The organism is Streptomyces sp. CA2R106 (genome assembly GCF_037034245.1).
Classification (GTDB): domain Bacteria; phylum Actinomycetota; class Actinomycetes; order Streptomycetales; family Streptomycetaceae; genus Actinacidiphila.
In genome coordinates this window covers 130,632-153,115 of the sequence record NZ_JBAGKC010000017.1, presented here as the reverse complement: position 1 = coordinate 153,115, position 22,484 = coordinate 130,632, and the positions used below count along the sequence as shown (strand labels likewise).

Here is a 22,484-nt window from a genome sequence, read left to right as displayed (position 1 = left end):
GCGTTCTTCGACCTGGTGCAGCAGGACCCGGTGGTCTCTCGGGTGAAGCTGATCGCCGAGCCGTGGGACGTGGGCGACGGGGGCTACCAGGTCGGCAACTTCCCGCCGCTGTGGAGCGAGTGGAACGGCCGGTACCGGGACACCGTCCGCGACTTCTGGCGCTCCTGCGACGGGGTGCTGCCGGAGTTCGCCTCCCGGCTGACCGGCTCCTCCGACCTGTACGCGGGCGAGCACCGCAGGCCGCGCGCGGGGGTGGACTTCGTCACCGCGCACGACGGGTTCACCCTGCGCGACCTGGTCTCCTACAACGACAAGCACAACGAGGCGAACGGCGAGGACAACCGGGACGGCGAGAGCCACAACCGCTCCTGGAACTGCGGCGCCGAGGGCGAGACCGCCGACCGGGCGGTGCTGGCGCTGCGCGCCCGCCAGCAGCGCAACCTGCTGACCACCCTGCTGGTCTCGCAGGGCGTGCCGATGCTCGCCCACGGCGACGAGCTGGGCCGCACCCAGCGCGGCAACAACAACGCCTACTGCCAGGACAACGCCCTGTCCTGGATCGACTGGGAGCTGGACGAGCAGCAGCGCGAGCTGCTGGACTTCACCCGGCGGCTGATCGCGCTGCGCCGAGGACACCCGGTCTTCCGCAGGCGGCGGTTCTTCCGCGGCGGCCCCGGCCCGGACGGCGGCCCGGGCGATCTGACATGGCTGCGGCCCGACGGCCGGGAGATGGCCGAGCGCGACTGGTTCCGGCGCGACGCGCACGCGCTGGCGGTGCACCTCAACGGCGACGCGATCTCCGAGCCGGACGCCCACGGGCATCCGATCGCGGACGACTCGTTCCTGCTGCTGTTCAACGCGCACTGGGAGCATGTGGCGTTCCGGCTGCCGCCGGTGGAGTTCGGGCCCGGCTGGAGCGTGGTGGTGGACACCGCGGAGCGCTCCGGGGCGGACGGCGGTTCCCCGGTGCGCTTCGCGGCCGGCGACACCTGCAAGGTGGAGGCGCGCGCGGTCGTGGTGCTGGTCCGGGAGCCCGGCCGGGCGCGATGAGGCGCCGCCCGTAGCGGCCGCCCGAAGTCCCGGGCGAGCGGGCGGGAAACGGGCAGGGCGGCCCGGTACGGGCACACCGGCGCGAACCGGGCACGCCGCTCCCCCACCTCCGGCCCGATACGCACCGGAGGTCCGGAATGCGCGCGGCCCCGGCGCCGGACCGGCGCCGCGGACCGGGCCCGGCGCCCTCCCGACCGGGCCGGAAAACCCGTCGAACGCGCCCGGAAAGATGTATCCGCCCGCTATCGGGCAACCGCCCGAACCGGGCCCGCCAGCCGCCGCTTTGGGTGCGATTCGGTCGGCATACCCTCCCACCACCTGGGGGACCAGGGCCTTTCCACCGGCCGACCGGGTAATACCGGGCCGTTTGTTGTCCGTTGTGGGCCCTGGTCGGACAAAGGGCCGACGGTATAACTCTTCTACGGGCGATACCGGGCAGGCCGCGCCCGGACCGGAGCGAAGAGGCGAGGTGGGCGATGAGGGCCGAGGAGCGCCAGCACCGCATCCTGACCCTGGCCCGTCACCACGGCCAGGTGGAGGTCACCGCGGTGGCGTCGGACCTGTCGGTGGCACCGGAGACGATCCGGCGGGACCTGGGCGTGCTGGAGCGCCGCGGCCTGGTGCGCCGCACCTACGGCGGGGCGTATCCCGTCGAGGGCGCGGGGTTCGAGACCGCGCTGGCCGAGCGGGTCAACCTGCACGTCGCCGACAAGCGCCGGATCGCCGCCGAGGCGGTCAAGCTGCTCGGCGAGGCGGAGACGGTGTTCGTGGACGAGGGCTACACGCCCCAGCTCGTCGCCTCCCTGCTGCCGCGCGACCGCCCGCTGACGGTGGTCACCGCGTCGCTGTCCACCGCCGCCGCGGTCGCGGAGTCCGCCGACACCACGGTGCTGCTGCTCGGCGGCCGGGTCCGGGCCAGGACCCTGGCGACCGTGGGCTCGTGGGCCTGCGCGATGCTGGCCGGCTTCGTCATCGACCTGGCGTTCGTCGGTTCCAACGGCATCTCCCGCGAACTCGGCCTGACCACACCCGATCCGGTCGTCGCCGATGTCAAGGCCAAGGCGCTGGAGGTCTCGCGCCGGCGGGTGTTCATGGGCCACCACAGCAAGTTCGGCGCGAGCAGCTTCTGCCGCTTCGCGGAGGTCTCCGACTTCGAGGCGATCGTGACCGACACCGGGCTGTCCAGCACCGAGGCCCACCGCTACACCCTGCTCGGCCCCCGCGTCTTCAGGGCCTGACCCCCGCCGCCGATCCCCCGACGCCGATCCGCCGCCCCCGACCCACCGCTCCCGATCCACCGCTCCCGACCGACCGCTCCCGACCTCCCCCGCACCTCCTTCCGCCCGCACCCCCGTGCCGTTCCGACGTGCCGCCATCGGCCCGCCGGATGATCCCCCACACCCCGACCCCAGTCATGAAAGGGACGAATCATGACATCGTCTACCGGCTCCACCGCCTCCCGCAGACTGCGCCGCCGCACCCTCCCCCCGTTGGCGCTGGCGGTGTCGGGCATGCTGCTCGCGGCGGCCTGCTCGGGCGCGGGCGGCGCCGGCGGCGGCTCCGGCTCGCACTCCATCAACGTGCTGATGGTCAACAACCCGCAGATGGTGGACCTGCAGAAGCTGACGGCCGCCAACTTCACCAAGTCCACCGGCATCAAGGTGAACTTCACGGTGCTGCCCGAGGACGACGTCCGCGACAAGATCACCCAGGACTTCTCCAGCCAGGCCGGCCAGTACGACGTGGCCACCATCAGCAACTACGAGGCGCCGATCTTCGCGAAGAACAACTGGCTGTCCTCGCTGTCGTCCGAGGCGAAGGCCGACACCGCCTTCGACCAGAGCGACATCCTGCCCGCCATGCAGCAGTCGCTGACGTACAACGGGCAGCTGTACGCCGAGCCGTTCTACGGCGAGTCGTCGTTCCTGATGTACCGCAAGGACGTCTTCGCCGCGAAGGGCCTGACGATGCCGGCGAACCCGACCTGGACCCAGGTCGCGGACCTGGCCGCCAAGGCCGACGGCGCCGAGAAGGGCATGAAGGGCATCTGCCTGCGCGGCCAGCCCGGCTGGGGCGAGATGATCGCGCCGCTGACCACCGTGGTGAACACCATGGGCGGCACCTGGTTCGACAAGGACTGGAAGGCCCAGGTCGACAGCCCCGCCTTCACCAAGGCGGTGAACTTCTACGTCGACCTCGTCCGCAAGCACGGCGAGGCCGGCGCCGCCCAGTCCGGGTTCACCGAGTGCCTCAACGACCTGGAGCAGAGCAAGGTCGCCATGTGGTACGACGCCACCTCCGCGGCCGGCTCCCTGGAGGGCTCCGGCTCCCCCGTGGCCGGGAAGATCGGCTACGTGCCCGCGCCGGTCGACCAGACCAAGAACGCCGGCTGGCTGTACACCTGGGCCTGGGGCGTGCAGAAGGCGAGCAAGCACCAGTCCGACGCCTGGAAGTTCATCTCCTGGGCGTCCGGCAAGGGCTACGAGAACCTGGTCGGCCAGAAGCTCGGCTGGTCCCGGGTGCCGGCCGGCAAGCGCACCTCGACCTACAGCAACCCCGACTACGTCAAGGCGTCCGCCGCGTTCGCCCAGCCGACGCTCAACGCGCTCAAGGACGTCGACCCGGCCAACCCCGGTGTGCAGCCGCGCCCCGCGCCCGGCATCCAGTTCGTGGACATACCGGAGTTCACCGACCTCGGCACCCAGGTCTCCCAGCAGCTCTCCTCGGCGGTGGCCGGCCGCACCAGCGTCTCCAGCGCGCTGAAGGCCAGCCAGAAGCTCGCCGAGAAGGTCGCCGACAAGTACGCCGGCAAGTGAGCGGGAAGCCGACACCATGAGCACTCCCTCGATCCTCGGAGACCGCCACGCGCCGCCGGCCGTGTCGGGGTCCGCCGCGAACCGGGCACCGCGCCGCAACGCCGGTGCCTGGGCGCGGCGGGCGCCGCTGCTGCCCGCGCTGATCTTCATGATCGTCGTCACCCAGCTGCCGTTCGTCGGCACCCTGGTGATCTCGTTCATGCGCTGGAACGCCCTGGACCCCAGTGACAAGGGGTTCACCGGCTTCGACAACTACAAGGAGGAGTTCACCGACCCGCAGCTGCGCTCGGCACTGACCACCACGGTGGTGCTGACCGTCACGGTGGTGCTGGTCAGCCTCGTGCTGGGGCTGGGCCTCGCGCTGCTGATGGACCGGAAGTTCCCCGGCCGCGGCGCGGTGCGCACCCTGCTGATCACGCCGTTCCTGGTGGTGCCGGTCGCCTCAGCGCTGCTGTGGAAGCACGCCCTGTACAACGCCACCTACGGCTTCATCAACGGCTCGCTCACCTGGATCTGGAGCGTGTTCGGCAGCGACAGCGCGCCGCAGCCGGACTGGCTGTCCACGTCGCCGAAGCTCGCCGTCGAGGCGTCGCTGATCTGGCAGTGGACGCCGTTCATGATGCTGATCCTGCTGGCCGGGTTGCAGTCGCGCCCCACCGACGTCGTCGAGGCGGCCCGGGTGGACGGCGCCAACAACTGGGACGTGTTCCGCTTCCTGACCCTGCCGCACCTGCGCCGCTACCTGGAACTGGCCGCGCTGCTCGGCACGGTCTACGTGGTGCAGAACTTCGACGCGGTCTTCACCCTCACCTCCGGGGGCCTGGGCACCGCGAACCTCCCCTACGCGGTGTACAGCACCTTCTACGAGGCCCACGACTACGGGCAGGCGTCCGCGGAGGGCGTGATCGTGGTGATCCTGTCCATCCTCGTGGCGACGTTCGCGCTGCGCTCGGTCTCGTCGCTGCTCAGGGAGGAGTCCCGCTGATGGCCGCCACCACCCTCGACCCCGTCACCCCGGTCGCCGGCCGCGCGCCGCGCGAGCGCAAGGAGCGCCGCAACCGCGGCCTGCTGGCCGTCGGCGCCTGGCTGTGCGGGATCGTCTTCTTCCTGCCCTTCGCGTGGATGGTGCTGACCTCCTTCCACAGCGAGCAGGACGCGGGCACCAACCCGCCGAAGATCGACGCGCCGCTGACCCTGCACGGCTACCGCGAGTTCTTCGGCTCCGGCACCGGCGTCAGCCCGTGGCCGCCGCTGATCAACTCGCTGACCGCCAGCGTCGTCTCCACCCTGCTGGTGCTGCTGCTGGCCACCCCGGCGGCGTACGCGCTGTCCATCCGGCCGGTCCGCAAGTGGTCCGACGCGATGTTCTTCTTCCTGTCGACGAAGATGCTGCCGGTCGTCGCCGGGCTGCTGCCGGTCTACCTCATCGCGAAGAACATCGGCATGCTCGACAACATCTGGCTGCTGGTCATCCTCTACACCTCGATGAACCTGCCGATCGCGGTGTGGATGATGCGGTCCTTCCTGTCCGACGTGCCCGGCGCGATCATCGAGGCCGCGTCCATCGACGGCGCCGGACTGCCGACCATCCTCGCCCGGATCGTCGCCCCGATCGTCGCGCCCGGCATCGCGGCGACCGCGCTGATCTCGTTCATCTTCAGCTGGAACGAGCTGCTCTTCGCACGGGTGCTCACCGGTGTCACCGCCGGCACCGCGCCCGTCTTCCTGACCAGCTTCGTCACCAGCCAGGGCCTGTTCCTGGCGAAGGTGTGCGCCGCCGCGGTCTGTATCTCCCTGCCGGTGCTCGCCGCCGGGTTCGCCGCCCAGGACAAGCTCGTCCAGGGCCTCTCCCTTGGAGCCGTCAAGTGAAAGCCGCCGTCATCAGCTCCCCCGGCCAGGTCGGCATCGAGACCGTGGACGACCCGACGCCGGGCCCGGGCGAGGTGGTCGTCCAGGTCGCCGCCTGCGGCCTGTGCGGCACCGACCTGCACATCCTCCAGGGGGAGTTCGCGCCGACGCTGCCGATCGTGCCCGGCCACGAGTTCGCCGGGGAGATCGTCGCGGTCGGCTCGCAGGTGCGCGGTCTGAGCGCCGGCGACCGGGTCGCGGTGGACCCGTCGCTGTACTGCCACGAGTGCCACTACTGCCGGATCGGCCGCAACAACCTGTGCGAGCGGTGGAACGCGATCGGCGTCACCGTGCCCGGCGGCGCCGCCGAGTACGCCGCCGCCCCGGCCGCGAACTGCGTCAAGCTCCCCGAGCACATCGCCACCCGCGACGCCGCCCTGATCGAGCCGCTGTCCTGCGCGGTGCGCGGCTACGACATCCTGCGCTCCCAGCTGGCCACCCACGTCCTCATCTACGGCTCCGGCACCATGGGCCTGATGATGATGGAGCTGGCCAAGCGCACCGGCGCGGCCAGCGTCGACATGGTCGACCTCAACGAGGAGCGGCTGACCACCGCGCGGCAGCTGGGCTGCTCCGCGGCGGCCACCAGCGCCGACGAGCTGGACCAGCCGCGCGGCTGGGACGTCGTCATCGACGCGACCGGCAACGCCGCCGCCATCCAGGACGCCCTGGGCCGGGTCGGAAAGGGCGGCACCTTCCTCCAGTTCGGTGTCGCCGACTACGCCGCCCGCGCCACCATCGAGCCGTACAAGATCTACAACCAGGAGATCACCATCACCGGTTCGATGGCGGTGCTGCACAGCTACGAGCGGGCCGCTGAGCTGTTCGCGGGCGGGGTGCTGGACCCGGAGGTGTTCATCAGCGACCGGCTGCCGCTGGTGGACTACGCTGCCGCCCTACAGCGCTTCCAGGCGGGCGTCGGCCGGAAGATCCAGGTCCTGCCGTAGGGCCCGCCCCTGCCGACTCCCCCCACACCCGTCCCTGGTCCCGCCGTGTTGCCGTGCCGCCGGAAGAGGAAGGCCCATGACCGCACCCCTGCCCGCTTCGCCCCCCGTGCCGCCGCTGCCGCCTCCCCCGGTGCCGGCGCTGGTGATCGGCGAGGCACTGACCGACATCCTGACCGGTCCGGCAGGGGTGCACGGCGAGCACCCCGGCGGCAGCCCGGCGAACGTCGCACTCGGGCTCGGCCGCCTCGGCCACCCGGTACGCCTGGCCACCCGTATCGGCCGTGACCGCACCGGCACGGCGCTGCGCGAGTGGCTGGAGCGCGGCGGAACCGAGCTGCTGCCGGGGTCCGTCGGTGACGCGCCGACCTCGTCGGCGACCGCCCGGGTGCGCCCGGACGGCACGGTGGGCTACGAGTTCGACCTCGTCTGGGACCTCGCGCCGCAGACCGTCGAGGCGCTGCGCTCGGGGCCGCCCGCCCATCTGCACATCGGGTCGGTGGCCGCCGCGCTGCCGCCGGGCGCCGACCTGGTGCTCGCGGCCACCGAGCAGCTCCGGCCGCGCGCCACCGTCTCCTACGACCCCAACATCCGCCCGGCGCTGCTGGGCGACCGGGACACCGAACGCGCCCGGGTGGAGCACCTGGTGGGGCTGAGCGACGTGGTGAAGGCCAGCGACGAGGACCTCGCCTGGCTCTACCCGGAACAGGACCCGGACACCGCGGCCGCCCGCTGGGCAGGGCTCGGCCCGGCGCTGGTGGTGCTCACCCGGGGCCCGCGCGGCGCCCGCGCCTGGTGGCAGCACGGCATGCTCGATGTGCCGGCGCCGCCGATCCGCGTGGTGGACACCGTGGGCGCGGGCGACTCGTTCATGTCCGCGCTGGTCAGCGCGCTGCTGCGGCGGGACCTGCTGAGCGGCGGCGGCACGTCCGCGACCGCGGCGACCCGGGCGCGGCTGCGGGAGGCGACCGGTGCGGCGGCCCTGAGCCCCGAGGTGGTCGGGGCGCTGCGGTACGCGGTGCGGGCGGCGGGCATCACCTGCTCCCGCCCGGGCGCGGCCCCGCCGACCTACGAGGAGTTGGAGCGGCCGCCGGCCTGAGGCGTCGGGCGAGCACGCGGGCCCCGGTGAGCTTCGGGCGGGCCCGTTCGGTGGCGCGCCCGGCCCGCGTCACGCGAAGTGGACGACGATCCGCCCCTGGTTGGACGGGTCGGCCTCGAAGCTGCGGTAGAGCCGCTTGAGATGGGGCTGCCGCAGCGTGGCGAGCACGCGCGTGCGCAGCTTGCCCGAGCCCTTGCCGGAGATGATCTCCACCCGGTCCGCCTTCGTGGCCGCGGCCCGGAAGATGATCTCCCGCACGGCGCGGTCGATGTCGCGGTCACTACGGAACAGCGGGTGCAGGTCGAGGGTGAGCGTCATCGGGTGCCTGTGCCTTCCGAGCCGGCGGCGGCGCCCACCGCGGGCGCCAGAAGCACCGTACTCCCGGCGGGGAAATCGCGTGGCGGGCCCGGGCGGGCGCGGTTACGGTCGCGCGATGACCACTCGTACCTTCCGGATCACCGTCCGCGGCGTCTTCGACCAGCTCACCGACGCCCAGCGCGCCGAACTGCTGGCGCACGCGGCCGAACACGACGTGCTGCGGGCCGCCTTCACCCCCGAGGGGCACCTCAGCTACGACCTCGCGGCGCGCCCCGCGTTCACCTTCCGCTTCAGCGACACCGGCGAGGCCGAGGAGGACATCCTGCCCGCGACCGAGCGCGCGCAGGCCGCCGCCCGCGCCTGGCTGGAGAGCCGCGGCTACGGCTTCGCGAAGCTGCGCGCCCAGGCCGAGGACCTGTCGCTGGCGCCGCTGGGCAAGCGGGCCCGGCGCGAGGCCGCGAAGCACACCGGGTAGCCGTGCCGCCGCGCACGGCCTCGACGCCGTGACGACAGCAACGGCGTCACGGCGCGAACGACGTCACGGCGTCACGGCGCCGGATAGATGTCGCCCGCGGACATCATGCTCTCCTGCTCGCAGTCGAACTCCAGCCGCCGCACCTGCTGCTGGAGCCTGCGGCGTTCCTGCGGGTCGGCGCTGCGCTCGGCGTCCTCCTCGATCGCGAGCGCCTCCTCGCGCATCTTCCGCACGTGCCGCTCGTTGGCCGGTCCGTTCTCGTTCATGCCGCACCCCGCTTCGTGCGCCCTCGCGCCGACACCTCCACCGAAGCACCTTGCCCGCCCGTGCGCCACCGGGACCTGGCCCGGGGCCGCCGCCTCCCGCGGTGCCGCACCCGGCACCCTTTGTTCTTGACCTGTACATGGCACTTTTTTGCCCCTACGATGACCTCGCACCTCCGCGAGAGAGCGCTCTCTCCCGCACTTCGGTCTCACTCCCCCCGGACGGAAGAAGAAGTGTCATGAGACGCAGAATCGGCATGATCGCGTGTCTGTCCGCCGCCCTCGTGGCGACCGCCCTCACCGGCGCGGGCGCCATGTCGGCGGACGCCGCCCCGGCCTCCGCCGCCCGCGCGGACGCCTCCGACGCCGTGGTGTCGGCGATGGTCCACGACCTCGGCCTCACCCCGGCCCAGGCCCACCAGCGGCTGCGGCAGCAGGCTGCGGCCACCGCACTGACCCCCAAGGCCCGCAAGGCGGCGGGCGGTTCCTACGGCGGATCGTGGTTCGACCAGAGCGACGGCTCGCTGGTGGTCGCCGTCACCGACGCGCACGCGGCGGCGGCGGTGGCGAAAACCGGCGCGACCGCGAAGGTCGTCTCCCGCACCGCCGAGCAGCTCAACACCGCGAAGTCGGCGATCGACACGCTGGCCAGGGCGCACAAGGCCCCGGCCGGGGTGAGCAGTTGGGGCGTGGACCTCCGGTCCAACCAGGTGGTCGTCGACGTCCAGGCCGCCCACGCGAAGGACGCGGCGGTGCGGGCGTTCGTCGCCGGGGCCGAGCGGGGCGACAGCGCCCACGCGGTCACGGTCCGCACGACGGCCGCGGCAGCTCCGACAACGCTGTCAGCCGGCACCGTCGGCGGCGACCCGTACACCAGCCACGGCATCCGCTGCTCCATCGGCTTCTCGGTGATCGGCGGGTTCGTCACCGCGGGCCACTGCGCCCAGCAGGGCGCGGCGGTCTACGGGTGGGACGGCTCCTACGTCGGCAACTTCCAGGCCGGCACCTTCCCGGGCAACGACTACTCCTGGGTGAACGTCGGCAGCGGCTGGTGGACGGTGAACGTGGTGCTCGGCTGGGGCACCGTCTCCGACGTGCTGGTGCACGGCTCCAACGTGGCGCCGGTGGGCTCCTCGATCTGCCGCTCGGGGTCGACCTCGCACTGGCACTGCGGCACCGTGCTGGGCATGAACGAGACGGTCAACTACAGCGAGGGCAGCGTCTACGGGCTCACCGAGACCAACGTGTGCGCCGAACCCGGCGACTCCGGCGGCTCGTTCATCAGCGGCGACCAGGCCCAGGGCGTCACGTCCGGCGGCTACGGCGACTGCACCTCGGGCGGCGAGACCTGGTTCCAGCCGGTCAACCCGATCCTGTCGGCCTACGGTCTGACGCTCCAGACCAGCTGACCGCCGGCACTTGAAAGTCACAGCGCGGCCCGTCCCGGAACTCCCTCCGGGGCGGGCCGTCGCCGTGGGCGGGCGCGCTTGACGCGATTAGTTATAGGTCACACAATTATTGCTATGACTACAACCAATTACCCCGACAGCACTCGGCCCGACCCGACGGCCCGGCAGAGCGAGCGGGTGCTGCTGATCGGCGCCTCCCGCGGGCTGGGGCTCGCGCTCGCCCAGGAGTGGGCGAAGGACGGCCGGCAGGTCGTGGCGACCGTGCGCGGCGCCGGCCGCACCGCGCTGCACGACCTCGCCGACGGCGCCGCGGGCCGCGTGCAGGTCGAGACCGTGGACATCACCGAGCCGGAGCAGATCGCGGCGCTGCGCGAACGGCTGGCCGGCCGGCGCTTCGACCTGCTCTTCGTGAACGCGGGCGTGACCAACCAGCCGGAAGGGACCGTGGCCGAGACCTCGACCGAGGAGTTCACCCGGGTCATGGTGACCAACGCGCTCGGCCCGCTGCGGGCGGTCGAGGCGCTCCAGGACCTGGTCGAACCCGCGGGCACCATCGGCGTGATGTCCTCCGGGCAGGGCAGCGTCGCCAACAACGAACGCGGCGGCCACGAGGTGTACCGGGGCAGCAAGGCCGCGCTCAACACCTTCATGCGCAGTTACGCGGCCCGGCACGAGGGCGAGCCGCGGAGCCTGGTGCTCATGGCGCCGGGCTGGGTGCGCGTCGGCGTCGGCGGCCCCGACGGCCGGCTCAGCGTGGAGGAGAGCATCCCGAACGTGGTCCGGACACTGGACTCGCTGCGCGGCACGCCCGGCCTGCACTACGTCGACTACCTCGGCCGTACGGTGGCATGGTGAGTCCGGCGCCGGCCCCCGGCGACGCGGACGCCGACCCCGTACGGCAGGTCTGGACGCTGATGCGGCGCTTCGTCGAGTCCCACAGCCGGCACGGCGAACTCGCCGACGCGCTCGGCTTCCGCCTCGGCGGAGGCCGCGGCAAGGTGCTGCTCCAGCTGCGGCAGGGGCCGCGCACGCTGCGCGAGATCGCGGAGGCCAACGGGGTGGACGCGCCCTACGCGACGATCGTCGTGGACAAGTTGGAGGCGCACGGCCTGGTCGAGCGCCGCCCGCACCCCGACGACCGGCGGCGCAAGCTCGTCACGCTCACCGCGGCCGGGCAGCGGGCGCTGGAGACCGCCGACGCCATCCTGCTGCGCCCGCCCGCGGCCGTCGGCACGCTGCCGCCGGGGGACCTCGAACGCCTGGCGGGGTTGCTCGCCCGGCTGCTGGCGGCGGACGCGGCGGGCGGCTGAGCGCGCGGGGCGCGGCCGTGGCCCGGCCCGCCCGGGAAGCAGGCGCCGCGTCCGGCATCATGCTGGTCATGACCGTCTCCGAACCAGGCAGCACCCCGGGCACCGGCCGGGTGGCGCACGCGCGGGTGCCGATGACCGGCCGCGACCCCGGCGAACACGGCCGGGTCTCCACGCCGTTGGAGCTGCTGCTCGACCTGACCTTCGTCGTCGCCGTCGGCACCGCGGCCGACCAGTTCGCCGAGATGCTCGCCGCCGGGCGCACCGGTGCCGCGGTGGCCTCGTTCCTGATGGCGATGACCGCGATCCTCATCGCGTGGATCAGCTTCAGCTGGTTCGCCTCGGCCTTCGGCACGGACGACTGGCTGTACCGGGTGCTGACCATGGTGCAGATGATCGGTGTGGTGGTGTTCGCGCTGGGCCTGCCGGCGATGTTCCACTCCGTGCGGGAGGGCGGGCACCTGGAACTGCGGGCGATCGTCGCGGGCTATGTCGTGATGCGGGTGGCGATGGTGCTCCAGTGGTGGCGGGCGGCCCGGGACTCGCCGCCCTTCCACGACGTCGGCATGGCGATGATCCGCTGGACGGTGATCGCGCAGGCGGCGTGGACGGTGGTCGGCTTCGCGCCGCTGCCGCGCACGGCGGTCTTCGCGGCGTTCGTGGTGCTCGCGGTGCTGGAACTGCTGCTGCCGGTGCTCGGGCAGGGCGGCGCCGGGGGTACGCCCTGGCATCCGCACCATGTCGCCGAGCGGTACAGCCTGTTCGCGATCATCACCCTCGGCGAGGGTGTGGTGGGCACCGTGGCGTCGTCGGGCGGTCTGCTCGGGGGCGCGGACGGCACGCACTGGACCGGCACCGCGGTGGCGGTGGTGGTGGCGGGGATCGGCCTGACCTTCGGGATGTGGTGGGTGTACTTCACCACGCCGTTCGGCGACATCCTGGTCCGCCGCCGCGCGTTCGGCTACCTCTTCGGCTACGGGCACATCCCGGTCTTCGTGGGGATCGCCGGCGCTGGCGCGGGGCTGCACGTCGCGGGGCTGTACCTGGAGCACGACGCGGAGCTCGGCGGGACCGCGGTGGTGCTGGCGCTGGCCCTGCCGGTCGGCCTGTACGTGCTGATGATCTACCTGCTGCACACGCTGCTGCTGTCCGCGCGGGACAGCTTCCACCTGCTGCTGATCGCCATCAGCATGGTGGTGCTGCTGGCGGCGGTGCTGCTGGCGGCGGCGGGCGCCGCGCTGTCGCTGTGCCTGCTGGTGGTGATGCTCGCGCCGTTCGTCACCGTCGTCGGGTACGAGACGGTAGGGCACCGGCGGCAGCGGCGGATGCTGGACGGGCTGCCCCCGGCCGAGGACGCGCCCTGAGCAGGCCCCGGGCCGGGGCGGAGGGCGGTTCACCCCGGACCGGGGCGCCGCGCGGTCACGCGGTCATGCGGGCAGGCGGTCAGGCGGTCAGGCGCGGTCGGTGCGCGGGAAGACGTACTCGTCGAGCACGATGCCCAGCGCCACCGCCGCCGGGATCGCCACCAGACCGCCGACGATGCCGAGCAGGCTCCCGCCGACCAGGACCGCGACGACGGTGACGACCGGGTGGACGTCGACGGCGTACTTCATCGCCCGCGGCATGATCAGGTAGTCCTCGGCGACGCGGAAGGCGACGGAGAAGGCGGCGGTGGCCAGCGCCACCGGCAGTGACACCGACAGGGCGATCAGGCTGACCGCGATCCCGCCGACCGTGGAGCCGATCACCGGCACCATGTCCACCAGGGCGACGAAGAAGCCGAGAGCGGCCGGATAGGGCACGCCGGTGGCCTCGCACCAGGCGAAGGCGGCGGCCCCGGCGATCGCGGAGGTGACGACGTTGCCGAGCATGAAGCGGCCGACCCGGCTGAGGATCTCCTCGCTCACCGCCTCCGCCCTGGCCCGGCGGGTGCCGGGCACGAAGCGGTAGCCGAAGCACTTGATCGCGGGCAGGGCGGCCATGACGTAGAGGGTCACCGTGACCACGATCGCGGTGGAGGCGACCGCGCTCACCACGAGCTGGCCGGCGCCCAGCACGCCGCCGGCGATGTCCGCCGCTCCCCCGCCGGAGCCGAGCTGCTGCCGGACCTTCTCGATGACGTGGTAGTGCTCCTCCAGCCGTCCCAGGGTGGTGCGGTGGTCGTGCAGCTGGCTGCGCCAGCGCGGCACGTCGTCGGTGAGCGCGGCGATGGCGGCGCTGACCGGCGGGATGACCAGCGCCACGAACGCGGCGAGCACCCCGGCGAACCCGGCCGCCACCGCGGCCACCGCCAGGCCCCGGCGCAGCCCGCGCCGGCACAGCCACGCCACGACCGGCTCCAGGCTGACTGCGATGAACACCGCGAGCAGCAGCAGCGTCAGCAGCTCGCTCATCCGCAGCACGGTGCGCACCAGCATCCAGGCGAGCACCGCGCCGAGCCCGACGCCGAAGCCGACGCCGAACCAGGAGCGGCGGACCGCCGGGAGGGCCGCGGCGAGCCGGGGCCGCGGCCGGGCAGTGCCGGGGGCGGCGGGCGCGGCGGGCGCGGCGGGCGCGGCGGGCGCGGCAGTGGCGGCCGGGGCGGGGGCGGAAGCGGCGGCGGGGGCCACGGGGAGCGCGGTGCCGGCGGGCAGGTCGGTCATGGCTGGGCTCCCTCGCGACGGTGGATCGCACTCGACGGCCGCGCGGGCGGGGGTGGCCGCCGCCCGCGGGTCCACCTCTACCAACGGCGCGGCGCGCGGCGCGTCACCCGTTGCCGCCTGGTCGGCGGAATCCGGGGGGCGCCCGAACCCCCGCGAACCGCCCATGTGCACCCCGCGCGCACCTCCCGATCCCCTCCTTCCGCGCCTTTCGGGCACCCGCGTGCGCGAAACACCGAGGTAACGTGCGCATTTTTGACTCAATCATGGGTCTACTGAGCAGAAACGCGCGGTTGACACAGGGGAATCTGCGCGATTTACTCCCGGGCAAGCGCCGGAAACGAGGACCGGCGCGAGAGGTACGCCTAGCCGGTGATCCGGCCCCCACCCGGGCCGTAAGTCCGGACAAAGTCGCCAGGACCGCCGTGCGCGTCCGAGGCGGGGACGTACCCCCCATCATCAGGAGCTCGATGATGCGCATCGACCGCGGTTCCGTTCTCCGACTGACCGCGCTTCCGGCGCTCTTGGCCACCGCGCTCGTCCCGTCGCTCGCGATGCAGCAGGCCGGCGCCGCGACCGACTCGGTGGCCCTTCCCCCCACCCACGCCGACTTCGACTACCAGCTCGGCGGCGCGTACACCCCGCCCGCGGGTGTGACCGTGGTCAGCCGCGACCACACCGACGCGCCCGCCGACGGGGTCTACAACATCTGCTACGTCAACGCCTTCCAGGCCCAGCCCGACGCCGAGGACGACTGGGGCTCCGACCTGCTGCTCCACAACGCGGACGGGGACGTCGTCTACGACGAGGACTGGGGCGAGGCCCTGCTCGACACCAGCACGGCGGACAAGCGGCAGCGCATCGCCGCGAAGGTCGACGGCTGGATCGACGACTGCGCCGCCAAGGGGTACCAGGCCGTCGAACCCGACAACTACGACAGCTACAGTCGGTCGGGCAAGCTGCTCACCTCGGCCGAGGCGGAGGCGATGATCACGCTGCTGTCGGCGCACGCGCACGCCGACGGGCTGGCCATCGCGCAGAAGAACACCCCTCAACTGGCCGACGACCGGGCCAAGACCGGGCTGGACTTCGCGGTCGCCGAGGAGTGCGGCTACTACGACGAGTGCGGCGACTACACCGCCGCGTTCGGCGACAACGTGATCGTCATCGAGTACACCGCGAAGGGACTGAAGAAGGCGTGCGCCGGGTGGGGGGACGAGCTGAGCATCGTCCAGCGTGACCTCGACGTCGTGCCGGCCGGCAGCAAGGGCTACGTCCGCAAGACCTGCTGACGGCGCGGTGGGCGGCGCGGGCACCCCGACCCCGCGCCCGCGCCGCCCGCCTCCTCCTCCGGCCGCCGCACCACCGCCACCGCCGCACCGACACCCCGGGACCGCCACCCCCGGACCGGCACCGCAGCATCACCCGCCGCCGCGCCGCGGCCACCCCGCGAAGCGCCCCGGCCCCCGCGCCCCTCCCCACCGGCGCCCCGCTCACCGGCTCCTGAAACGTTTCCTCGCTCCCGGCTCCCGCCGCCCCGCGGCAGGTCCTTCCCCCGTCACACCCGCACGCTCCCCCATATACGCCCTTTGTTCCGTCTGTCCGTCCAGCGATCCGGTGGTGTCCCATGCTCCTGCCCTGTCCGACCCTCAGGAGGTCCCGATGACCGGGCCACAGTCGCCGACCCCGCATGAGCGGCCCTCGCGCCGCGCCCTGCTGCGCGGCGGCGCCGCGGTGGCCGCCGCGGCCGGCGCCGCGCCCCTGCTGGCCGCCTGCGGCGACGGCGCGAACGACGGGGTCGGCAAGGACGGCAAGGTGACCGTGGAGCTGTGGCACGGCCAGACCGACGTCGGCAAGGCCGCGATGGAGACGCTGGTGAAGCAGTTCAACAGCGAGCACCCCAAGATCCGGGTGGACCCCGGCGGGGGTGTGCTGGCGGACTCGATGCTCCAGAAGATCACCGCGGCGCTGGCGTCCGGCTCGTACCCGGACATGGCGTACATCTTCGGTTCCGACCTCGCCAGCGTGGCGCGCAGCCCGCAGGTGGTGGACCTGACCGAGACCGTGAAGCACGCCCCGACGCCGTGGAGCCGCTTCTGGGCGCCGTCGCGGGCCGCCGTCACCGTCAACGGCAAGGTGCGGGCCGCCCCGGCGGTGCTCGACGCGCTCGCCGTCGTGTGCAACCGGAAGATCTTCGCCGCCGCGGGGGTGCCGATCCCCAAGGCCGGCTGGACCTGGCAGGAGTTCGTGGAGACCGCGAAGGCGCTCACCGACAAGGGCGCGGGCGTCTTCGGCACCGGCTGGCCCGGCGTCGGCGACGAGGACACCGTCTGGCGGCTGTGGCCGATGGTGTGGGACCTGGGCGGCGAGGTCGTCAACAAGAGCGGCAACGGCATCGGCTTCGCCGACAGCGGCGTCAAGGCGCTGGAGACGGTCGCCGCGCTGGCGAAGGACAAGAGCGTCTACATCGACCCCAAGCCGGGCAGCGAGCAGATGTACCAGGTGTTCCTCTCCGGCCGGATGGCGATGTCCATCACCGGGCCCTGGCAGCTGCCGGACGTCATCCAGGCGAAGGTGGACTACGAAGTGGTGCCGCTGCCCAGCTACAGCGGGCGGCCGATGACCATCTCCGGTCCGGACACCTGGACGCTGTTCGACAACGGCTCGGCCCGGGTGGCCGCCGCCCGCACCTTCGTCACCTGGCTCAACCAGCCCGCGCAGGACGTGCGGTGGGACATCAAGACCGGCTCCCTGCCGCTCAGCCGCGCCACGCAGGCCCTGCCGCAGTGGACCGCGCAGACGAAGAAGACCAAGGGCCTGACCGTCTTCACCACGGCCCTGGACACCGCCCGGGTCCGCCCCAACCACGCCGCCTACCCGCAGATCTCCGCAGCGCTCGGCCAGGCGATCGTCAGCGTGCTGCTCGGCCGCTCCACCCCGGCCAAGGCCATGCACGACTGCGCCCGCCAGTCCAACGCCGCTCTGCTCATCCCGCGCTGAGGAGGACCCATGCCTCGCCTTCCCACCCCGCTCACCCTGCCGGCCGACACACCGACCGACGCCGAGGTGCGGCGCGCCCGACGCCGCCGGCGCCGCGCGGAGACGGGCACCGCGTGGGCGTTCATCATGCCCTCGGTGCTGGTCATCATCGGGCTGAGCGTGCTGCCGGTGATCTGGTCGCTGCTGCTGTCGTTCCAGGCCGACGACCTGGTCACGCCCAGCCGCTGGGTCGGTCTGCAGAACTACCACGCGCTCACCCAGGACCCGAACTTCCGCCAGGCGGTCCGCAACACGCTGATCTACACGGCGCTGTACGTGCCGCTCAGCATGGTGCTCGGCCTGCTGCTGGCGATCGCGCTGAACCGGAGGATCAGGCTGGTCGGCCTGTACCGGACGCTGTTCTTCGTGCCGTTCGTGATCTCGGCGGCCGCGCAGGGCGTGCTGTTCTCCTTCATCCTCGACCCGGAGTTCGGCGCGGCCAACTCGGTGCTGCACAAGCTGCACATCCCCGCGCAGGGCTTCCTGACCGACCCCGGCCAGGCGCTGTACGTCCTGGTGGCGATCTCGCTGTGGAGCGGCACCGGCTTCTGCCTGGTGGTCTACCTGGCCGCGCTCCAGGACGTGTCGCCGTCGCTGATCGAGGCGGCGAAGCTGGACGGCGCGGGACGGCTGCACCTGCTGCGGCACGTGGTGCTGCCGGCGCTGACGCCGGTGAACGTCTTCCTGCTGGTGTGGCAGGTGATCCAGTCGCTCCAGGTCTTCGACCTGGTCTACGTCACCACCAAGGGCGGCCCGCTGGGCTCCACCACGGTGATCGTCTACTTCATCTGGGAGATGGCCTTCCAGAACTTCACCGCCGGATACGGGGCCGCGGCCGCGTACGTCCTGGCGGTGGCCCTGCTCGTGATCGGGGCCGGGACCCGGCTGCTGCGCCGCCGGAGCCCGGACCAGCTGGAAGGAGCCACCCGATGACCGCGACCTCGGCGCCCGCCCGCGCCGTACCCGAGTCGGACTCGCCCGCCGCCGCCCCGCCCGGCAGGCGCCGCCGGGTGCTGCCGTTCAGCCCCTGGCACCTCGCGCTCGCCCCGCTGGCGCTGCTGTTCGCGATCCCGCTGGTGTGGCTGCTGCTCAGCTCGGTGATGAGCGACGCGCAGATCAACCGCTTCCCGCCGGCGCTGTGGCCCTCGCACATCGACCTGAGCGGCTACCGGTACGTGCTGGGCAACGCGATGTTCCCGCGCTGGTTCGCCAACTCGCTGATCGTGTCGGTGGCGTCGGTCGCCTCCAACCTGGTCTTCGGGGCGCTGGGCGGCTACGCCTTCGCGCGGATGCGCTTCGCCGGGTCGCGGGTGCTGCTGGCCACGATGCTCGCCACGATGGCGATCCCCTTCCAGCTGACGATGATCCCGACGTTCCTGGTGATGAAGAAGCTCGGCCTGATCGACTCGCTCGGCGCGCTGATCGTGCCGTCGCTGGTGACGCCGTTCGCGGTGTTCCTGCTGCGGCAGTTCTTCCTGTCGCTGCCCCGGGAACTGGAGGAGGCCGCGTGGATCGACGGCTGCAACCGGCTGCGGGTGCTGTGGTCGGTGGTGCTGCCGCTGTCCCGGCCGGCGCTGAGCACGGTCGCGGTGCTGACCTTCCTCAGCACCTGGAACGACCTGACCTGGCCGCTGATCGCCATCAACCACGACGCGCACTACACGCTCCAGCTGGGGCTGACCACCTTCCAGGGCCAGCACCACACCAAGTGGTCGGCGGTGATGGCCGGGAACGTCATCACGGTGCTGCCGGTGCTGCTGGCGTTCCTCGGCGCGCAGAAGTCGTTCATCCAGTCCATCACCTCCAGCGGCCTGAAGGGTTGACCCGATGCCCCCCACCTTCGACCTCCTCGTGATCGGGGACGTCAACCCCGACGTCGTCGTCGGCCCGCTGCCCGGGCCGCTCGCCTTCGGGCAGCGCGAGCAGCTGGTGCCCACCGGGCTGCTCACCCTGGGCGGCTCGGCGGCGATCATGGCCTGCGGGGCGGCCCGGCTCGGCCTGAAGGTCGCCTTCGCCGGGCGGATCGGCGACGACGACACCGGCGTGTACGTCCGGGCGGCGCTGGCCGCGCGCGGTGTGCACACCGACGCGCTGCGGGTCGATGGCGACCTGCCGTCGCCGCTGACCGCGGTCCTCAACCGGGCCGCGGACGACGGCGGCGAGAACGGCGACCGGGCCATCCTCACCGCGCCCGGCACGCTGGCGGCGACCAGCGGCGACGACGTGCCGGCCGAACTGCTCGCCGACTGCCGGCACGTGCACGCCGCGTCGTACTTCCTCATGCCGGGGCTCGCCGCGGCGCTGCCGGAGCTGTTCCGCACCGCCCGCGCGCACGGCGCGACCACCTCGCTGGACACCAACGACGACCCGGACGGCCGCTGGGACCCGGCGGGCCTGGCGGCGGTGCTGCCGGTCACCGACTTCCTGCTGCCCAACGCCCAGGAGGCGCGGGCCCTGTCGGGCCACGGCGACCTGGCGGGCGCCGCGGCGGCGCTGGCGGCGTACGGCCCGACCGTCGTCGTCAAGGACGGCGCCGACGGGGCGCTCGCCCACGACGGCTCGGCCGTGCTGCGCACCCCCGCGGTGCCGGTGCGGCCGCTGGACACCGTCGGCGCCGGCGACACCTTCGACGCCGGACTGGTCGCCGGGGTGCTGGCCGGGCTGCCGCTGCCGGAGGCGCTCGCGCTCGCCGCGGCCTGCGGCGCGCTGTCCACCCGCGCCTACGGCGGCACCGGCGCGCAGCCCACCTGGGACGAGGCACTGGCCGCGTCCCGCACCACCGCCCCGGGCTCGGGGCAGAACCACGGAGAGAGCACGTGACCACCACCACGACCAAGATCGCGTTCATCGGCGCCGGGAGCGTCGTGTTCACGCAGGGGCTGCTGGCCGACCTGTTCGCGTTCGAGGAGCTGAAGGGCGTGCACATCGCGCTGCACGACATCGACGCGGAGCGGCTGGCGACCGCGGAGGGCGCCGCCCGGCACATCGCCGGGCACCTGGCCGCCTCGCCGCGGATCACCGCGCACGCCGACCGGCGCGAGGCGCTCGAAGGCGCCGCCTTCGTGGTGAACATCGTGCAGGTCGGCATGGGCGAGTCGACCCGGACGGACTTCGAGGTGCCGGCCCGCTACGGGGTGCGGCAGACCATCGGCGACACCCTCGGCGTCGGCGGCATCTTCCGCGCGCTGCGCACCTTCCCGCTGCTCAAGGCGCTCGGGCAGGACATCGCCGAGGTGTGCCCGGACGCCTGGCTGCTGAACTACACCAACCCGATGGCGATGAACGTGCAGTACCTCGCCGAGGCGACCGGGCTGACCCGGGTGGTCGGCCTGTGCCACTCGGTGTACTGGACGATGCACGACCTGTGCGAGCTGCTCCAGGTGCCGCTGGAGGAGGTCAGCTACCAGGCGGCGGGCGTCAACCACCAGGCGTGGGTGCTGCGCTTCGAGCACCAGGGCGAGAGCGTGTACCCGAAGCTGGACGCGCTGATCGCGAGCGACCCGCAGCTGCGCCGCCGGGTGCGGGTGGACATGTACCGGCGGCTGGGCTACTACCCGACCGAGACCAGCGAGCACTCCTCGGAGTACGTGCCGTGGTACCTGGGCCACGAGAGCGAGGTCGAGCGGCTGCGGCTGCCGATCGGCACCTACCTGGATATCGTGGCCGACAACGTCAGGCAGTACGAGCAGACGCGCGACGCGCTGAAGGCCGGCGCCCCGCTGACGGTGGCCGGCACGATGGAGTACGCCCCGCAGATCGTGCACAGCATCGTGACGGGCACGCCCCGCACGGTCTACGGCAACGTGACCAACCGCGGCCTGATCGACAACCTGCCCGCGCACGGCACCGTCGAGGTGCCGTGCCTGGTCGACGGGCTGGGGGTGCAGCCGACCCGGATGGGTTCGCTGCCGCCGCAGTGCGCCGCGCTGAACCGCTCGTACCTGAGCATGAACGACCTGGTGGTCAAGGCCGCCGTGGAGGACGACCCGCGGCACGTCCGGCAGGCGGCGATGGCCGACCCGGCGACGGCCGCGGCGCTGACGGTGGAGCAGATCTGGGAGCTGTGCGACGACATGGTGCGCGCGCACGGTGAGCTGCTCCAGCCGGGGCTGCGGGCGGTGCTCGGCAGCTGACCCCTCCGGGGGCGCGGGGGACGCGGGGGACGCAGGAACGGCGAAGGGCCGCCCGGCCGGGCGGCCCTTCGTCGTCGGTGTCTGCCGGTGTGTGCCGGTGTCTACCGGAAGGGGGTCAGGAGTTGCCTGCGGTGTCGCTGAGCTCCTGGGACCAGTAGCTGCCGGTGGGCAGGGTGTCCCAGGGGTTGGGCAGGTCGTCGGGGGTGGCGTAGAGGTAGCCGGCGTTGCGCTGCTTGCTCAGGGTGACGGTGTTGTCGAGGGCGGCCTGGGTGGGCGTGTCGTACACCAGGTGCCAGAACTTGCCGGGGTCGGTCGAGTTCTGCTCCCAGGCGGGCGGGGTCCAGCCGGTGTAGCCGGCGTAGGTTCCCTCGTACATCACGAGGATGTCGGCGGCCGAGGAGTAGCACTGGTCGGCGGGGGCGCCGGGGTTGTCGACGGTCAGGGCGCCGGGGTGGGCCTGCTTGGTGGTGGTGTTGATGCCGGAGTACAGGTCGACGTGGGCGTTGTTGGTGCCGCAGTCGTTGAGGGCGTCGTCGAAGAAGATCCCGGCCAGGCCCGAGGGGCCGTACCAGGAGTACCAGTTGGCGACGTCGGCGTTGATCTGCGCGGTCCAGGCGGCGACGGAGGTCTGTCCGTCGCGGGTGGTGCGGCCGGTGGTGCCGAAGTAGCCGGTGTCCACGTAGCCGATGACCTTGGTGCCGTCCGCGGTGGCGGACTTCACCGCCTTGGCGTAGGCGCTGTTCGCCGCGGTGCCGGGGCCGTTGGAGGGGTTGGCGATGGCGATGCCGACGCCGGGGCCGGACTGCTCCAACTGGTTCCAGTAGGTGGCGCCGGCGCTGTCGGAGGGGTCGAAGTAAGCGGGTACGGCGACGTGTTGCACGCCGGCCGCGGCGCCGGCCGGGGTGCCGGCGGCGCCCAGGGCGGTGAGGGTGAGGGCGGTGGCCGCGGCGGCGAGCACCGCGGCGCGCGCCCGCCCGGCGGACCGGCCGGAGCCGGTCGCCGGGCGGGCGGGTGCCGCGGTGTGGGGGGAGTTCGCCGGTTCGTCGGACGTCGAGCGGCGGGAGGTGAACACAGGTGCCCCTTT

The 22,484-nt window shown here is 72.7% G+C and carries 21 protein-coding genes and 1 pseudogene; 18 read left to right on the top strand and 4 right to left on the bottom strand.

Annotation, left to right across the window (positions count from 1 at the left end):
• From WA788_RS23310 to WA788_RS23280, 7 genes and pseudogenes are all read left to right on the top strand, one after another.
• Nucleotides 1–1,050: pseudogene (locus WA788_RS23310) on the top strand (glycogen debranching enzyme); the annotation flags it as partial.
• Nucleotides 1,051–1,526: 476 nt separating this feature from the next.
• Nucleotides 1,527–2,288 carry a DeoR/GlpR family DNA-binding transcription regulator gene (locus WA788_RS23305; RefSeq protein WP_335980425.1) on the top strand — a complete coding sequence of 254 codons (762 nt, stop codon included), beginning with the start codon at nt 1,527–1,529 and terminating at the stop codon, nt 2,286–2,288.
• A 192-nt stretch (nt 2,289–2,480) separates the two neighbouring features.
• Nucleotides 2,481–3,866, top strand: coding sequence for an ABC transporter substrate-binding protein (locus WA788_RS23300; RefSeq protein ID WP_335980423.1), 1,386 nt, complete (start codon nt 2,481–2,483; stop codon nt 3,864–3,866).
• Nucleotides 3,867–3,882: 16 nt separating this feature from the next.
• Entirely contained in the window at nt 3,883–4,851 is a 969-nt protein-coding gene (locus WA788_RS23295) for a carbohydrate ABC transporter permease (RefSeq protein WP_435134265.1), read from the top strand.
• Nucleotides 4,851–5,735 carry a carbohydrate ABC transporter permease gene (locus tag WA788_RS23290; protein ID WP_335980421.1) on the top strand — a complete coding sequence of 295 codons (885 nt, stop codon included), beginning with the start codon at nt 4,851–4,853 and terminating at the stop codon, nt 5,733–5,735. Before WA788_RS23295 ends, WA788_RS23290 begins: the two co-directional genes overlap by 1 nt.
• Complete coding sequence (locus WA788_RS23285) at nt 5,732–6,721, top strand: zinc-dependent alcohol dehydrogenase family protein (protein WP_335980419.1); 990 nt, start codon at nt 5,732–5,734, stop codon at nt 6,719–6,721. Before WA788_RS23290 ends, WA788_RS23285 begins: the two co-directional genes overlap by 4 nt.
• Before the next feature lie 76 nt (nt 6,722–6,797).
• Nucleotides 6,798–7,817 (top strand): carbohydrate kinase family protein, encoded by a 1,020-nt coding sequence (locus WA788_RS23280; protein WP_335980417.1) that lies wholly within the window; start codon nt 6,798–6,800, stop codon nt 7,815–7,817.
• Nucleotides 7,818–7,886: 69 nt separating this feature from the next.
• Here the strand turns inward: WA788_RS23280 and WA788_RS23275 are convergent, their stop codons facing one another.
• Nucleotides 7,887–8,135: a Smr/MutS family protein gene (locus WA788_RS23275; RefSeq protein WP_335980414.1), complete on the bottom strand. Its 249-nt coding sequence runs from the start codon at nt 8,133–8,135 to the stop codon at nt 7,887–7,889.
• A 115-nt stretch (nt 8,136–8,250) separates the two neighbouring features.
• Here WA788_RS23275 and WA788_RS23270 point away from each other — a divergent pair, with 115 nt between their 5' ends.
• The gene (locus tag WA788_RS23270) at nt 8,251–8,610 is read left to right on the top strand and encodes a DUF6204 family protein (RefSeq protein WP_335980412.1); all 360 of its coding nucleotides are present in this window, start codon (nt 8,251–8,253) and stop codon (nt 8,608–8,610) included.
• 71 nt (nt 8,611–8,681) lie between these two features.
• On the opposite strand, the gene WA788_RS23265 is transcribed toward WA788_RS23270, so the two are convergent.
• A complete protein-coding gene (locus WA788_RS23265) occupies nt 8,682–8,876 on the bottom strand; it encodes a DUF6381 family protein (RefSeq protein ID WP_335980409.1) in 195 nt (64 codons plus the stop codon).
• A gap of 236 nt (nt 8,877–9,112) precedes the next feature.
• On the opposite strand from WA788_RS23265, the gene WA788_RS23260 reads away from it, so the two are divergent.
• From WA788_RS23260 to WA788_RS23245, 4 genes are all read left to right on the top strand, one after another.
• Nucleotides 9,113–10,282 (top strand): S1 family peptidase, encoded by a 1,170-nt coding sequence (locus WA788_RS23260; RefSeq protein ID WP_335980408.1) that lies wholly within the window; start codon nt 9,113–9,115, stop codon nt 10,280–10,282.
• 114 nt (nt 10,283–10,396) lie between these two features.
• Nucleotides 10,397–11,137 carry an SDR family NAD(P)-dependent oxidoreductase gene (locus WA788_RS23255; RefSeq protein WP_335980407.1) on the top strand — a complete coding sequence of 247 codons (741 nt, stop codon included), beginning with the start codon at nt 10,397–10,399 and terminating at the stop codon, nt 11,135–11,137.
• On the top strand, nt 11,134–11,592 hold the full coding sequence (locus WA788_RS23250) for a MarR family winged helix-turn-helix transcriptional regulator (protein ID WP_335980405.1): 459 nt from the start codon (nt 11,134–11,136) through the stop codon (nt 11,590–11,592). The genes WA788_RS23255 and WA788_RS23250 overlap by 4 nt, the downstream gene beginning before the upstream one ends.
• 68 nt (nt 11,593–11,660) lie before the next feature.
• On the top strand, nt 11,661–12,953 hold the full coding sequence (locus WA788_RS23245; protein ID WP_335980402.1) for a low temperature requirement protein A: 1,293 nt from the start codon (nt 11,661–11,663) through the stop codon (nt 12,951–12,953).
• 87 nt (nt 12,954–13,040) lie between these two features.
• On the opposite strand, the gene WA788_RS23240 is transcribed toward WA788_RS23245, so the two are convergent.
• Nucleotides 13,041–14,231: an AI-2E family transporter gene (locus WA788_RS23240; protein WP_335980401.1), complete on the bottom strand. Its 1,191-nt coding sequence runs from the start codon at nt 14,229–14,231 to the stop codon at nt 13,041–13,043.
• 470 nt (nt 14,232–14,701) lie between these two features.
• Here WA788_RS23240 and WA788_RS23235 point away from each other — a divergent pair, with 470 nt between their 5' ends.
• From WA788_RS23235 to WA788_RS23210, 6 genes are all read left to right on the top strand, one after another.
• The gene (locus tag WA788_RS23235; protein ID WP_435134443.1) at nt 14,702–15,520 is read left to right on the top strand and encodes an endo alpha-1,4 polygalactosaminidase; all 819 of its coding nucleotides are present in this window, start codon (nt 14,702–14,704) and stop codon (nt 15,518–15,520) included.
• Nucleotides 15,521–15,890: 370 nt separating this feature from the next.
• Complete coding sequence (locus WA788_RS23230) at nt 15,891–17,228, top strand: ABC transporter substrate-binding protein (RefSeq protein ID WP_335980399.1); 1,338 nt, start codon at nt 15,891–15,893, stop codon at nt 17,226–17,228.
• Nucleotides 17,229–17,237: 9 nt separating this feature from the next.
• On the top strand, nt 17,238–18,200 hold the full coding sequence (locus WA788_RS23225) for a carbohydrate ABC transporter permease (protein ID WP_335980397.1): 963 nt from the start codon (nt 17,238–17,240) through the stop codon (nt 18,198–18,200).
• Nucleotides 18,197–19,090 carry a carbohydrate ABC transporter permease gene (locus WA788_RS23220; RefSeq protein ID WP_335980395.1) on the top strand — a complete coding sequence of 298 codons (894 nt, stop codon included), beginning with the start codon at nt 18,197–18,199 and terminating at the stop codon, nt 19,088–19,090. The genes WA788_RS23225 and WA788_RS23220 overlap by 4 nt, the downstream gene beginning before the upstream one ends.
• 4 nt (nt 19,091–19,094) lie before the next feature.
• Nucleotides 19,095–20,087, top strand: a complete 993-nt coding sequence (locus tag WA788_RS23215; protein WP_335980393.1) for a carbohydrate kinase family protein — start codon at nt 19,095–19,097, stop codon at nt 20,085–20,087.
• The gene (locus WA788_RS23210) at nt 20,084–21,400 is read left to right on the top strand and encodes an alpha-glucosidase/alpha-galactosidase (RefSeq protein ID WP_335980391.1); all 1,317 of its coding nucleotides are present in this window, start codon (nt 20,084–20,086) and stop codon (nt 21,398–21,400) included. Before WA788_RS23215 ends, WA788_RS23210 begins: the two co-directional genes overlap by 4 nt.
• A gap of 115 nt (nt 21,401–21,515) precedes the next feature.
• On the opposite strand, the gene WA788_RS23205 is transcribed toward WA788_RS23210, so the two are convergent.
• Nucleotides 21,516–22,472 (bottom strand): spherulation-specific family 4 protein, encoded by a 957-nt coding sequence (locus WA788_RS23205; protein WP_335980389.1) that lies wholly within the window; start codon nt 22,470–22,472, stop codon nt 21,516–21,518.
• Nucleotides 22,473–22,484 lie beyond the last annotated feature (12 nt).